Annotated in this window: 14 protein-coding genes; 5 read left to right on the top strand and 9 right to left on the bottom strand. The window is 69.3% G+C overall.

Annotation, left to right across the window (positions count from 1 at the left end):
• The first annotated feature begins 156 nt into the window (after nt 1-156).
• Complete coding sequence (locus Q0326_RS02975) at nt 157-1,929, top strand: AMP-binding protein (protein WP_298686941.1); 1,773 nt, start codon at nt 157-159, stop codon at nt 1,927-1,929.
• Nucleotides 1,930-2,832: 903 nt separating this feature from the next.
• Here Q0326_RS02975 and Q0326_RS02980 read toward each other — a convergent pair.
• The 4 genes from Q0326_RS02980 to Q0326_RS02995 are packed head-to-tail and all read right to left on the bottom strand — an operon-like array spanning nt 2,833 to nt 6,239.
• Nucleotides 2,833-3,615, bottom strand: a complete 783-nt coding sequence (locus Q0326_RS02980) for a thioesterase family protein (RefSeq protein ID WP_298686942.1) — start codon at nt 3,613-3,615, stop codon at nt 2,833-2,835.
• On the bottom strand, nt 3,609-4,418 hold the full coding sequence (locus Q0326_RS02985) for an SDR family NAD(P)-dependent oxidoreductase (RefSeq protein WP_298686944.1): 810 nt from the start codon (nt 4,416-4,418) through the stop codon (nt 3,609-3,611). The genes Q0326_RS02980 and Q0326_RS02985 overlap by 7 nt, the downstream gene beginning before the upstream one ends.
• A complete protein-coding gene (locus tag Q0326_RS02990) occupies nt 4,415-5,179 on the bottom strand; it encodes an SDR family oxidoreductase (protein ID WP_298686946.1) in 765 nt (254 codons plus the stop codon). The genes Q0326_RS02985 and Q0326_RS02990 overlap by 4 nt, the downstream gene beginning before the upstream one ends.
• Before the next feature lie 19 nt (nt 5,180-5,198).
• Complete coding sequence (locus Q0326_RS02995; protein WP_298686948.1) at nt 5,199-6,239, bottom strand: phosphotransferase family protein; 1,041 nt, start codon at nt 6,237-6,239, stop codon at nt 5,199-5,201.
• Nucleotides 6,240-6,400: 161 nt separating this feature from the next.
• Here Q0326_RS02995 and Q0326_RS03000 point away from each other — a divergent pair, with 161 nt between their 5' ends.
• The 3 genes from Q0326_RS03000 (at nt 6,401) to Q0326_RS03010 (ending at nt 9,529) form a co-directional block, all read left to right on the top strand.
• Complete coding sequence (locus Q0326_RS03000; RefSeq protein WP_298686951.1) at nt 6,401-7,666, top strand: TetR/AcrR family transcriptional regulator; 1,266 nt, start codon at nt 6,401-6,403, stop codon at nt 7,664-7,666.
• A 214-nt stretch (nt 7,667-7,880) separates the two neighbouring features.
• The gene (locus Q0326_RS03005; protein ID WP_298686953.1) at nt 7,881-8,336 is read left to right on the top strand and encodes a MaoC family dehydratase; all 456 of its coding nucleotides are present in this window, start codon (nt 7,881-7,883) and stop codon (nt 8,334-8,336) included.
• A 20-nt stretch (nt 8,337-8,356) separates the two neighbouring features.
• Nucleotides 8,357-9,529 carry an acetyl-CoA C-acyltransferase gene (locus tag Q0326_RS03010; protein ID WP_298686955.1) on the top strand — a complete coding sequence of 391 codons (1,173 nt, stop codon included), beginning with the start codon at nt 8,357-8,359 and terminating at the stop codon, nt 9,527-9,529.
• Nucleotides 9,530-9,534: 5 nt separating this feature from the next.
• Here the strand turns inward: Q0326_RS03010 and Q0326_RS03015 are convergent, their stop codons facing one another.
• Entirely contained in the window at nt 9,535-10,422 is an 888-nt protein-coding gene (locus Q0326_RS03015; RefSeq protein WP_298686957.1) for an acyl-CoA thioesterase II, read from the bottom strand.
• 79 nt (nt 10,423-10,501) lie between these two features.
• Here Q0326_RS03015 and Q0326_RS03020 point away from each other — a divergent pair, with 79 nt between their 5' ends.
• The gene (locus Q0326_RS03020; RefSeq protein WP_298686959.1) at nt 10,502-11,506 is read left to right on the top strand and encodes an NADPH:quinone oxidoreductase family protein; all 1,005 of its coding nucleotides are present in this window, start codon (nt 10,502-10,504) and stop codon (nt 11,504-11,506) included.
• A 98-nt stretch (nt 11,507-11,604) separates the two neighbouring features.
• Here Q0326_RS03020 and Q0326_RS03025 read toward each other — a convergent pair whose 3' ends face one another.
• The 4 genes from Q0326_RS03025 to Q0326_RS03040 form a co-directional block, all read right to left on the bottom strand.
• A complete protein-coding gene (locus tag Q0326_RS03025) occupies nt 11,605-11,823 on the bottom strand; it encodes a hypothetical protein (RefSeq protein WP_298686961.1) in 219 nt (72 codons plus the stop codon).
• A gap of 65 nt (nt 11,824-11,888) precedes the next feature.
• Entirely contained in the window at nt 11,889-12,149 is a 261-nt protein-coding gene (locus Q0326_RS03030) for a hypothetical protein (protein ID WP_298686963.1), read from the bottom strand.
• A gap of 61 nt (nt 12,150-12,210) precedes the next feature.
• Entirely contained in the window at nt 12,211-12,417 is a 207-nt protein-coding gene (locus Q0326_RS03035) for a cold-shock protein (protein WP_223799179.1), read from the bottom strand.
• Between the two features lie 236 nt (nt 12,418-12,653).
• Nucleotides 12,654-12,887: a hypothetical protein gene (locus Q0326_RS03040; protein WP_298686969.1), complete on the bottom strand. Its 234-nt coding sequence runs from the start codon at nt 12,885-12,887 to the stop codon at nt 12,654-12,656.
• Between the last annotated feature and the right edge of the window lie 161 nt (nt 12,888-13,048).

A 13,048-nucleotide genomic window follows, 5' to 3' on the forward strand; every position in this document is an offset into this window, starting at 1 on the left:
CTCAGATCGGGGTGCCCGCCGTACCGCATTTTCGAGCGGCCGGTGAGTCACGATATCGGGTTGTCGGTTTCATACCGCTTGAGGCGCGATTGAATCAAGAATAGCGTTGCCGAGAAATCGACACCGGCAAACCGGGTTTAGGATTGGATGAGCGCTATGGCCGACGAACGCGTCGCTGCGACGATCGATGACGACATGCGGGACGGTGGCTGGCCGGCGATGTCGCTGGCGGATGTCGAGGCGCTGCTGTGCGCGCCCGGCGCGCCGTTCGAGATGGAGACGGTGATGATTCCGGGCGGCGGCGACGGCGTCGCGACGCGCTGCTGGAAGAACCAGCCGCCCACTCTCGCGATGCTGGCCCGGCTGGCGCGCGCCAATTTCGCGGACGCGACCATGCTTGTCTATGAGGAGGAGCGCGTCAGCTACGAGGGCTGGTTCCGCGCGAGCGCGGCGCTGGCGGCCGAACTCGCCGCGCGCGGGATCGGCCGGGGCGACCGCGTCGCGCTGGCGATGCGCAACCTGCCCGAATGGCCGGTGATTTTCTTCGCGGTCACCAGCCTCGGCGCGATCGTGGTGCCGCTCAACGCGTGGTGGACGGGCACCGAACTCGGCTATGCGCTCGGTCATTCGGGGGCGAAGCTGCTGATCTGCGACGCGCAGCGCTGGGCCCGCGTCCAGCCGCACCGGGGCGCGCTGCCCGATCTCGCGATGGTGATCGTGGCGCGGCAGGAGGGGACGCTCGACGCCGCCGCGACCGCGCTCGAGGCGATCATCGGGACGCCGCGCTTCTATGCCGATCTGCCCGACATCGATCTGCCCGCGGTCGCGATCGCGCCCGACGACGACGCGACGCTTTTCTACACCAGCGGCACCACCGGCCGCCCCAAGGGCGCGCTCGGTACGCATCGCAACATCCTGACCTGCGTGATGTCGGCCTCCTATGCCAGCCAGCGCTCGGCGCTCCGCCGCGGCGAGACGCCGCTGCCGGCCGGCCCCAAGGTCGGGCTGATCGTCATCCCGATGTTCCACGTCACCGCCTGCAACGCCTTTTTGATGGGCGCGATCGCGACCGGCAGCACGATCGTGTTCATGCGCAAATGGGATACGCCGACCGCGTTCGCGCTGATCGAACGCGAGCGGGTGACGACCACCGGCGGCGTGCCCGCGATCGCCTGGCAGCTGCTCGAACATCCCGACCGCGACCGCTATGATCTGAGCTCGCTCGAGACGATCGCCTATGGCGGCGCGCCGTCGGCGCCCGAGCTGGTGCGGCGGATCGACCGCGACCTGCACGCGCTGCCCTCGAACGGCTGGGGGATGACCGAGACCTCGGCGACGGTGACCACGCACAGCGCCGAGGATTATCTCCACCGCCCCGACAGCTGCGGGCCTCCGCTGCCGGTCTGCGACCTCAGGATCATGAGCGAGGACGGGTTGCAGGAGATGCCGACCGGCGAGGTGGGCGAACTATGGGCGCGGGGACCCCAGATCGTGAAGGGCTATTGGAACGATGCCGCCGCGACCGCTGCGACCTTCGTCGACGGCTGGGTGCGCACCGGCGACATCGCCCGGCTCGACGAGGAGGGTTTCTGCTTCATCGTCGATCGCGCCAAGGACGTGATCATCCGCGGCGGCGAGAACATCTATTCGACCGAGGTCGAGAACATCCTCTACGATCACCCCGCGGTCACCGACGCCGCGCTGGTCGGCGTGCCCGATCATCTGCTCGGCGAGGTGCCGGCCGCGGTCGTCCACTGCGCGCCGGGCGCAACGACGAGCGAGGCGGCGTTGCAGGACTGGGTGCGCGCGCGGCTCGCGGCGTTCAAGGTGCCGGTGCGCGTGCTGTTCAGCGACGCGATGCTGCCGCGCAACGCCAATGGCAAGATCCTCAAGGCCGAACTGCTGGGGTGGTTCGCGACGGGCGGCTGAACCGGTGTTCCCGCCCAAGGCGAGGGGAAACGGGACAGCAGGGTAGGGGGCGGCCGCTTGGCCGGGTGTAGACCATCGATGTGTATCAACGGCCGCACATTGTCCTTAGCGTGACCGTCTGCGCGGGTTGAGTCGCTTGCGACCAGGAATGGCGCCGACCCCTCGGCGAACCGCTGAGGCCGGCCATGTCCCAGAAATGCCTCAGCGCCAATAGGATAGCCGAGACGGCGGCGGACATCGTCGGCCGATATGGCGACGACGCGTGGTCCGTTGCTGCGGGACAAGCGGCGCATCTTGCGATTCACGATCACACAATGGCGGCGCGCTGGGTGTTGATCGCCGACGCTATCGGTCGGACAGGATAGCGCGCGTACCCGGCTCACCCGAAAAGCTAGAAACAAAAGCTTGACAAAAAGAACCGTTTAGGTTATGCGCTGTCCCCGTCCGCTGTCGCCTCCGATCAGGGCGACGCAGCGGGCGGGACGGGGTGGCGGTGCGATCGGCCGCCCGAACGGCCGGCGTGCCGGGCATCCGGAGGGACAAGCCCGCTACCCATGTTCAACCAGGCCAGCGCCTGCTTGCCACCCCCGTGCCACGAGGGGCCCCGGCAGAGAACCAGGCGTCCGCCCCAATGGGATCGCATCGATTTCCGCGCTGCAAAGGCCGCTTCGGCTCTGAGAGCTTCTTGCGGCATCAGGCGACCGGCGACGATGAAGGCCCTCGCGGGAAGAGAACCCCGCACACCTCCGCCTGCCACGAGGCACGCGGGCACGCCGGCCGTTTCTCTCGCGAGCGACGGGAGAGGTGCGTCCGCAAATCCTACAGCTTAAGCCCTTCCCTCAGGGAGAGGCTTGGGTGAGGGTGTCCGGCCTCGAAGGTCAGACGCGCCGGCTGCGCGGTAGCCTAGCCGAACACCGCGACGCTCTGCATGGCGCGCACCACCGGCTCGCCGTCGCGGTTCCAGATCGCCATCGACTGGCTGCTGAATCCGTTGCGAACATGCTCCGCGGTCGAGCGCAGCAGCCACCATCCGTCGCGCGTCGCGGGGGCGGGGGTCAGCAGGTTGAGCAGCCAGGTCATCGAGCTGACCGGCTTGGGTTCGCGGGTCAGTCGGATCGCGGCAGGCGGCAGCGCATCGGCGAGCGCGAGCAGCGCGGTGATCGGATCGAGCCCGGCGGCATCCCTGAACCGCACCCACATCAGCAGGTCGGCCGCGGAGCGCCCCTCTGGCTTCATCGAACGATATTCGAAATTGTGGAAAAAGGCCGGGACGCCGGGACGTATCGGCATTTCGGAGGCGGCCTCAGGGGACGGCAGACTGTTGGGCGGCGGCGCGTCCTGATGGTCCATCGCCGAGTCGCGGTCGGCCGCGAACAGCAGCGTCGCGCGCAGCCCGAGCTTGCCGTCCGGTCCGTCGACCTGCGCATCGACGAAGCTCGCCGACCGGCCCCGGCGCAACATCCGGGCGGAGGCGGAGACGGTGCCGTCGAGCGGCCCGACGAAGCTGATCTGCGCGGACCGCAGCGGCGGCAAATCGTCGGCCAGCCCGCGCGCTGCGGTGAGCGCGAGCGCGCTGCTCACCCCGCCATAGGCGGTCCGCCCCTGCAGCCAATTGTCGGGGATCGCCACCGACAGGCCGTCGGCGCGGCGGTCGGCACCCGCGAGCATCGTCGCGAGGCTCACCATGTCATCGTGCCCTTCTGGACGCGCCGCGCGGTCGGCATCGACGAGGTCAGCCCGCCATCGACGACGATCGCCTGGCCGTTGACGTAGCTCGCTGCCGGCGAGACCAGGAACAGCGCGACCGAGGCGATCTCCTCGGGCTCGCCGCCGCGCTGCAGCGGATTGACCTGGCCGATGCGGTCTTCCTTGCCGACCGCGCGCGCCTGATCATAGGCGAATTTGGTCATCCCCGTCTCGATCAGCCCGGGGCAGATCGCGTTGACGCGCACGCCGGTGCCGGTGAGCTGCTGCGCAGCGGTCTGGACGAGATTGATCACGCCCGCCTTCGACGCCGAATATTGCGCCGGCCCCGCGCCCGACCGCAGCCCCGCCACCGAGGCGGTCGCGAGGATCGCGCCGCCGCCGCGCGTCTCGATTTCGGGTGCTGCATATTTGACCGCCAGGAACGGCCCGATCAGATTGACCCGCAGCGTCTCCGCCCAGGTCTCGGCGGTCGCGTCGAAATAGCCGCCGAGCATGCCGCCGGTGATCCCGGCGTTGGCGTAGAAGATGTCGAGCCCGCCGAACGCATCGACCGCGCGCCGCACCAGCGCCGCGACCGCGCGCTCGTCCCCCGCGTCGGCGCGCACGGCGTCGGCGGTGCCGCCTTCACGCCGGATCGCCGCGACCGTCTCGTCGACCGCCTCGGACAGGTCGGAGGCGATCACCGACGCGCCCTCGCGCGCGAACAGCAGCGCGGTTGCGCGGCCGATCCCCGAGGCCGCACCGGTGACGATCGCGACCTTGCCCTGCAACACGCCGCTCATATCGTGGCACCCCCGTCGACGACGATCATCTGCCCGGTGACATAGGCGCCCGCCGCCGATCCCAGGAACACCGCCGCCCCCGCAATCTCGCGCGGCTCGCCGATCCGGCGCATCGGCGTCATCCGGTTGACGCTTTCCTCGGCCTTGGGATTCTCCCACAGCGCGCGGGCAAAGTCGGTGCGGATGAGGCCCGGCGCGATCGCGTTGACGCGGATGTTGTGCGCGCCATTCTCGACCGCATAGTTGCGCACCAGCTGGAAGTCGGCGGCCTTGGAGACATTGTAGGCGCCGATCGTCGGCGAGCCGCGCAAGCCCCCGATCGACGAGACGAGGATGATCGCGCCGTCCCGTCTCGCCACCATTTCGGGCAGCACCATCTGGATCAGCCAGTGGCTGGAGAGGATGTTGTTGTCGAGAATCTTGCGGAACTGCTCGTCGCTGATCCCGTCCATCGAGCCATAATAGGGGTTGGAGGCGGCGTTGCAGACGAGGATGTCGATCTGCCCCCATTTGGCGCGCGTGCCGTCGATCAGCGCCTGCAGCGCGTCCTTGGAGGAGATGCTCGCGGGGATGACGATCGCGCGCTCGTCGCCATGTCTGGCGTTGATCGCGTCGGCGACCTCCTGGCAGGCCTCGGCCTTGCGGCTCGAGATCACCACCTTGGCGCCCTGGGCGGCATATTCCTCGGCGATCGCGCGGCCGATCCCCTTGGACGAGCCGGTGATGACGGCAATTTTGCCGGTCAGATCGAACAGCGACATTTTCGAACTCTCCTATGGATCAGGCGGGTGCGCCGGCCTTGCGCGCAAAACCCCAGGCGGCGGCGGCGAGCATCGGCACGCGCGCGGCCATCTCGGTCGCCTTGGCGCTCGACGCATTGCCGTCGAGCGCGCGCTTCTTGATGCCCTGGACGATGCCGAGCAGCCGGAAGAGGTTGTAGGCGAAATACCAGTCGAGATCGGGGACGCCGCTGCGGCCGGCGCGCGCGCAATAGCGCTCGGTGATCGCCTCGAGCGTCGGGATGCCGAGCGCCGCGAGGTCGAGGCCGCCGATCGAGGCATTCTGCTCGCCCGCCGGCATCGCCCAGTTCATCGCGACATAGGCGAAGTCGGCGAGCGGATCGCCCAGCGTCGACAGCTCCCAGTCGAGCACCGCGGCGATGCGCGCGGCGTCGGGCGCGTAGATCAGATTGTCGATGCGATAGTCGCCATGGATGATCGAGACGCGGTCCTGCTGGGGGAGCGTCGCCGGCAGCCAGGCGATCAGTCGCTCGACCTCGGGCAGATCGTCGGTCTGCGCGGCGCGGTACTGCTTGGTCCAGCGCCGTACCTGGCGTTCGAAATAATTGCCGGGTGGGCCGTAGTCGCCCAGGCCCACTGCATCGGGATCGATCGCGTGGAGGTCGGCCAGCCGGTCGATCATCGCCTCGTAGACAGCGCGTCGCTCGGCCGGGTTCGCGGCGGGCAATGATCCGTCCCAGACGGTGCGCCCCTCGACCATTTCCATGACGTAGAAGGGCGATCCGATGACGCCTTCGTCCTCGCACAGCGCATAGGGCCGGGCGACCGGGAAGCCGGTGGGATACAGCGCCGCGATCAGCCGATATTCGCGGTCGACCGCATGCGCCGAGGGCAGCACCGCCCCGAACGGCTTGCGGCGCAGAACGTAGCTGCCGCTGGCGGCGGTCAGCCGGTAGGTCGGGTTGGACTGACCGCCGGCGAATTTCTCCGCCGCGACCGCGCCGGCAAAGCCCTCGACATGCGCGGCGAGCCAGGGTTCGAGTCGGGCGAGATCGATGTCGGGGGCGGGGCTGGCGGGCATCTCTCGTCCTGCGTCGCGCGGCGTGGGCGCCGCTTGTCGGGGCCTTGCTATCCGATACCGGATATTCCGACAATGCCGAACGCCATGCCTGTTATCGCATACCTGTCGTTTGAGTCGCACCCGGTGGCGTTGCGCCGCCGGCTCGGGCATACAGCATCGCCATGCCCGAGCTGAACCGCGCCGCCCCAGACCTGTCTCCGCCGCCGCGCAGCGAACGCGGATCGGACCGGTTCGAGCGCAAGCGCGAGCTGATCCTCGATGCGGCGACCGCGCTGATCAACCAGCGCGGGGTCAAGGGGATGACCTTCCTCGAGATCGCGCAGAGCGTGAACCTCAACACGACCAGCGTGACCTATTATTTCCGCCGCAAGGAGCAGCTCGCCGCGGCGGTGTTCGAACATACGATCGAGCGGCTCGAAGCGATGGCGCGAGACGCGGGGGCGGAGCCCGATCCGCAGGCGCGCGTCGCCCGCTACCTCCAGCTGCATTTCGATCACCACCGCCGCGTGCTCCGGCACGAGGAGCGGCCGATCGCGACGCTGTCCGACATCCGCGCGCTCGACGATGCGGTGCGCGCGCCGCTCGAGAAACATTATCAGGCGGTGTTCCGGCTGATCCGCGGCTATTTCGGCGCCTATGGCGACGATCCGGCGCGCAAGGCGCTGCTCACCGCCCGCGCGCACATGCTGACCGAGGTGACCTTCTGGCTGCCGGTGTGGGTCAATCGCTATTCGGTCAGCGACTTCGACCGGGTGCGCGCGCGGCTATTCGAGCTGCTCGCGCACGGTATCGCGCCCACCGGCGCGGTGTGGACGCCCGACCCGATCGGCGATCTCGATACGCCCGACGACGGCGGGGCGGATGGGTCCGGGCCCGCCTTCCTGCGCGCCGCGACGCGGCTGATCAACGAGCGCGGCTATCGCGGCGCCTCGGTCGATCGCATCGTCGCCGAACTCAAGGTGACCAAGGGCAGCTTCTACCACCATCTCGACGCCAAGGACGATCTCGTCCTCGAATGCTTCCGGCGCAGCTATGCCCGCGTCTCGCGCGCACAACGGCTCGGCGACGCGACCGGCGGCGACCAGTGGCACCGGCTGTCGACCGCGATCGCGACGCTGCTCGACGTCCAGTTCGCGGGCGACTGGCCGCTGCTGCGCACCACCGCGCTGCTGGCGCTGCCCGGCGACCTGCGCGAGCGCGTCGTCGAAAGCTCGAACCGGATGGCGCTGCGCTTCGCGGGCACGCTGGTCGACGGGATCAGCGAGGGCTCGATCCGCCCGATCGATCCGATGATCGCGAGCCAGGTGGTGATGGCGACGCTGAATGCCGCCTACGACCTGCGCCGCTGGGCCTCGGCGATGCCACGCGACTGTGCGGTCCGGCTCTACGCCTCGACGCTCGCGACCGGGCTGTTCGACGACGCCTAGCGGCCGATCGATAGCAAGCGGGCCATGTCGGCGCGTCCGTCTTCAGCCGTCGTCCGGGCGGAAGCCGGGACGACGGAGACGTCTGAATGACGGTCCGTCTCGGCAGCTATCGCTTCGACGCGCCAGCATACCGTATGTTCGTTTTCCTGGGCGCGCCCCTTGCGGCGGACGCGGCAAGATCGCTACAAGTCGGCGCAAACGCAGAGAGGATGCCGTGCACGCGATCTCACCCGCCGATCTGCCGCAGCAGATCGGGCAAACCTATCGTTCGGAATGGCTGCTCGTCGACCAGTCGATGATCGATCGTTTCGCGGTCGCGACCGGCGATCACCAGTTCATCCACATCGACCCGGCCCGCGCCGCCGCGACCCCCTTCGGCGGCACGATCGCGCACGGCTTCCTGCTGATCTCGCTGCTGACCCAGCTGTACGAGACCAGCCAGAGACCGCCGATCGCGGGGATGACGATGGGCATCAACTACGGCTTCGACCGCGTCCGCTTCGTCCACCCGGTGCGTGCCGGCAGCCGGATCCGCGGCCTGTTCACGCTCGCCGCGGTCGAGGAGAAGCGGCCGGGCCAGTATCAGCAGCAGACCGACGTCTCCGTCGAGATCGCGGGCGTCGACAAGCCCGCGCTCACCGCCGTCTGGATCAGCCAGTTCCTCCTCTGATCATCCCCGAAGGATAGCCCATGCGCGACGCCGTCATCGTCTCCACCGCCCGCACCCCGATCGGCCGCGCCTATCGCGGGGCGTTCAACGCGACGCCCTCGCCGACGCTCGCCGCGCACGCGATCCGCGCCGCGGTCGAACGCGCCGGGATCGATCCCGCCGAGGTCGACGACTGCGTGATCGGCGCGGCGATGCTGCAGGGCGTGCAGCACACGATCGGGCGTACCGCGGCCTTGCGCGCGGGCCTGCCGGTCACCGTGCCGGGGATGTCGATCGACCGCCAATGCGCCTCGGGGCTGATGGCGATCGCGACCGCGGCCAAGCAGGTGATCGTCGACCGGATGGACGTGGTGGTCGCAGGCGGCGTCGAGTCGATCTCAATGGTGCAGACCCCCGAGATGCGCGTCGGTCGCGACCCCGAGCTGCTCGCGATGGTGCCCGACATCCATATGCCGATGCTGCAGACCGCCGAGGTCGTCGCCCGCCGCTATGGCATCGGCCGCGACCGGCAGGACGCCTATGGCCTGCGCTCGCAGCAGCGGACCGCCGCGGCGCAGGCGGCGGGTGCGTTCGACGCCGAGATCGTGCCGGTCACCGCGACGATGGCGGTTACCGACAAGGCGACCAAGGCGATCTCGCACCAGACGGTCACGCTCGCCAAGGACGAGGGCAACCGGCCCGACACCAGCGCCGAGGGGCTCGCCGCCCTCAAGACGGTGGTCGAGGGCGGGGTGATCACCGCGGGCAACGCCAGCCAGTTGTCCGACGGCGCCTCCGCCTGCGTGGTGATGGACGCCGCGCTGGCCGCCAAACGCGGGCTGACGCCGCTGGGCCGCTATGTCGGCATGGCGGTGGCGGGCACCGAACCCGACGAGATGGGGATCGGCCCGGTGTTCGCGGTGCCCAAGCTGCTCCAGCGCTTCGGGCTGGCGATGGACGATATCGGGCTGTGGGAGCTCAACGAGGCCTTCGCGGTGCAGGTGCTCTATTGCCAGGACCGGCTCGGCATCCCCGACGACCGGCTCAACGTCGGCGGCGGCGCGATATCGATCGGGCATCCCTACGGCATGTCGGGCGCGCGGATGGTCGGCCATGCGCTGCTCGCCGGCAAGGCGCGCGGCGTGAAGCATGTGGTGGTCACGATGTGCATCGGCGGCGGCATGGGGGCGGCGGGCTTGTTCGAGGTGCTGTGATGCGCTCAGCCGGGGCGGTGGCGGATCAGCCCTTCCTGCGCGACGCTCGCCACCAGCCGGCCGTCGCGCGAAAAGATCTGGCCGCGGTTGAAGCCGCGGGCATGGCCCGACCACGGGCTGTCGGTGGTGAACAGCAGCCAGTCGTCGAAGCGGAACGGCTCGTGCAGCCAGACCGCATGATCGAGGCTGGCATTCTGCATCTTGTCCTTCACGACGCTGACCCCGTGCGGCAGCATCGAGGTGCCGAGCATGATCATGTCCGACGCATAGGCGAGCACCGCGCGGTGCAGATCGGGATCGTCGCCGAGCGGTGCCACGACGCGGAACCAGCCGGCGGAATAGGGCGGTCGCTTCTCGGGATGCAGCAGCGAGCGCGGGTCGACCGAGCGGATCTCGATCGGGCGCGGCTGGAGCAGGAAATGGATCAGTTCGTCGGGGATGCCGGCGCGGTCACGCTCGAGCAGATCGCGATCCGGGGTCAGCGACTCGGGCGCGGGCACGTCGGGCATCGCGACCTGGTGGGCGAGCCCCTCTTCGGGGCGCTGGAAGGAGGCGGCCATGTTGAGGATCGGCTCGCCGCGCTGCATCGCGATGACGCGGCGGGTGGCGAAGCTGCGGCCCTCGAAGTCGCGCACCACGCGGTAGACGATCGGCAGCGTCTCGTCGCCGGGGCGCATGAAATAGGCGTGGAGCGAGTGCGCGGTCCGGCCCTCGCCGACCGAGCGCATCGCCGCGACCAGCGCCTGCGCGATCACCTGGCCGCCGAACACGCGGCCGCGTCCGCCGGGTTTACGGGGCCCGCGATACAGGTCGGTGTCGATCGCCTCGATGTCGAGCAGCGCGCGCAGCTGCGCGACCAGCGTCTCGGGCGTCGGCGCCGCTTCGGAGTCCATGGCTGTCCCTTCGTCGATTGCCGGCTGGTGACTGTGCGAAGAGGACGCGGAAAGCAATCGCGACACGGGAGATGATGCCATGAAGGCTTTGGTTTCGACGGCACCGGGCGGGCCGGACACGCTGCAGCTGCTCGAGCTGCCGATCGGCGAGCCGGGCCGGGGTGAGTTGCGCGTCCGCGTCGACGCGTGCGGGATCAACTATCCCGACGTGCTGATCATCGAGGATCTGTATCAGTTCAAGCCGCCGCGCCCGTTCGCGCCGGGCAGCGAGATCGCCGGCACCGTCGAGGCGGTGGGCGAGGGTGTCGAGGGCTGGACGATGGGCGACCGGATGATGGCGGTGATCGGTCACGGCGGGCTGGCCGAGCAGGCGATCGTGCCCGCGGTCCGCGCGGTCAGGCTGCCCGAGGGGCGCGATCCCGCCGAGGGGGCCGCGCTGCTGATGACCTATGCGACCAGCTATCACGCGCTGGTCGACCGCGGGCAGCTCAAACCCGGCGAGACGCTATTGGTGCTGGGGGCGGCGGGCGGCGTCGGCCTGGCCGCGATCGAGATCGGCAAGGCGTTGGGCGCGACCGTCGTCGCCGCGGTGTCGGACGAGGCCAAGGCCGCCGCGGCGACGGCGGCGGGGGCGGATCGCACGCTGATCTACGGCCGCGCCCCGTTCGACAAGGCGGCGTCGAAGGCGCTGGCCGAGACGTTCAAGGCGGCGGTCGGCCGCGATGGCGCGCACGTCGTCTACGATCCGGTCGGCGGCGACTATGCCGAGCCCGCGCTGCGCTCGATCGCCTGGGAGGGACGCTATCTGGTCGTCGGCTTCCCCGCCGGCATCCCCAGGCTGCCGCTCAACCTGACGTTGCTCAAGGCCTGCGACGTGCGCGGCGTGTTCTGGGGCGGCTTCGCGATGCGCGAACCGGCGCGCGAGGCGGCCAATGTCGCGCAGCTGCTCGCCTGGTGGGCGGAAGGCCGGATCAGCCCGCGGATCGACCGCCGCTTCGCGCTCGCGCAGGGCGGCGAGGCGATCGCCTGGCTGGCCGGGCGGCGCGCGATCGGCAAGGTGATCGTGGTGCCGCGGGAAGGTTGAGCCTATACCGCGTCACGGCGCGCGAAGCGCGGCGATCCCGTCCCGGCGTCGGTGCCGGATCGCCGCGGCGCGTGCCGCGCCTGCCACGACGAGCAGGCTCAGTTGTGGCGCAACCGCATCGGGGTGCGCGTCACTTCGCCGGTGAGCAGCTTGGAGCCGTAGGCCTTGGCGACGACGGCGGCGTCGTGCGCGTTCTTGAACACCACGCGGGTGCCGCCCGAGTGCAGCGACTCGATGACGCTGATGGTCGCCTTGTGCTTGGTGCAGGTGGCGAGGACATGATCCTGCGTGGCGTTGACGTTGATGGCGCGCGACATGGATGTCGTCCTTCTGAGAAGAGAACCGGCACGCAGGCGCGCCGGGCAGTCTGGATTGCGGCAGCCTAGGCGCGCAGCGGCGTCACGATCGGCAGGTCGAGATCGGGGTGCTCGTCGGCATCCGCGGTCAGCTCGGCGGCGGTCAGATCGTCGCTCTCGGCAAGCCGGGTGGCGCGCACCGTGTCGGTGCGTTCGATCCGCTCGGCGAGCACGCGCCAAGCGTCGGCCGCGCGCTGGCAGCGCTCGCGGACATTGTCGAGCAGCGCCGCGTCGGCTTCGCCCTGCTGTTGTGCCGCCTGTTCGCGATAGAAGATCAACATCGACATATGCGGCTCCCGAGCGGCTGGAGTGCGGCGGGCGCCAGATTGGCGCCCGCCGTCGTCCGGATCAGGCCGACTGGAGATTGACCGCCGAGGTCTTGCCGCGGCGATCGGTCTCGAGCTCGTAGGAAACGCGCTGGTCCTTATCGAGCGTGCGCATGCCGGCGCGCTCGACCGCACTGATGTGCACGAACGCGTCGTCGCCGCCGGTCTCGGGTGCGATGAAGCCATAGCCCTTGTCGGCATTGAAGAATTTGACGGTGCCGGTGATCATATCGGATATCCTTTGTCCGTGTGACGGGCATGTCGCCACCGTGGCGACATCCCGGCGTCGAAGAAGCAAGAAAGGGACAAAGGGAGCCAAGGCGGCCCGTTATCCGTCGCAAGCGACGTCAGCGGGATCACCAATAGGGCAAATTGCTCTGCAAAGATAGGCGGGTGCTCGCAGACGCGGTTCGCGCGCGCCGGTCGGTGCGGGATCGCGGTGGCCGCGCCCGGATCTGCCGCCGCCTATATCGCGATCGGCGCGTCGTCCAGCGACCAGCGGAACACCGACCGCACGCCGTCGGGATGGAGCCCGTTCCACAGCCACTGCGCGTGCGCCGCCATCCGGTCGGCATAGGCGAGCAGCTCGTCGCGTACGCCGCGATCGTCCGTCTGAGCGGCGACGCGCAGCATCTGCAGCGACTGCCGGCCGACCTGCGCGGCATAGTCATAGCGGGCCGCCATCGCCTCGTCGCTCATCCCATCGTCTCCATTCCGACCTCCTAACGCACCAGCGGCGTCGCGGTCCTGGTTAACGGACGAGACGAATCCCTTTCGGGACGAATCACGGCAGACGGTGGTCTTTTGCCGCGACTCCGGCTAGGGAGCACGGGCTTGACGTCGCATGCGACGGATATCGG

The organism is uncultured Sphingomonas sp. (assembly GCF_937859915.1).
Lineage (GTDB): Bacteria > Pseudomonadota > Alphaproteobacteria > Sphingomonadales > Sphingomonadaceae > Solisphingomonas.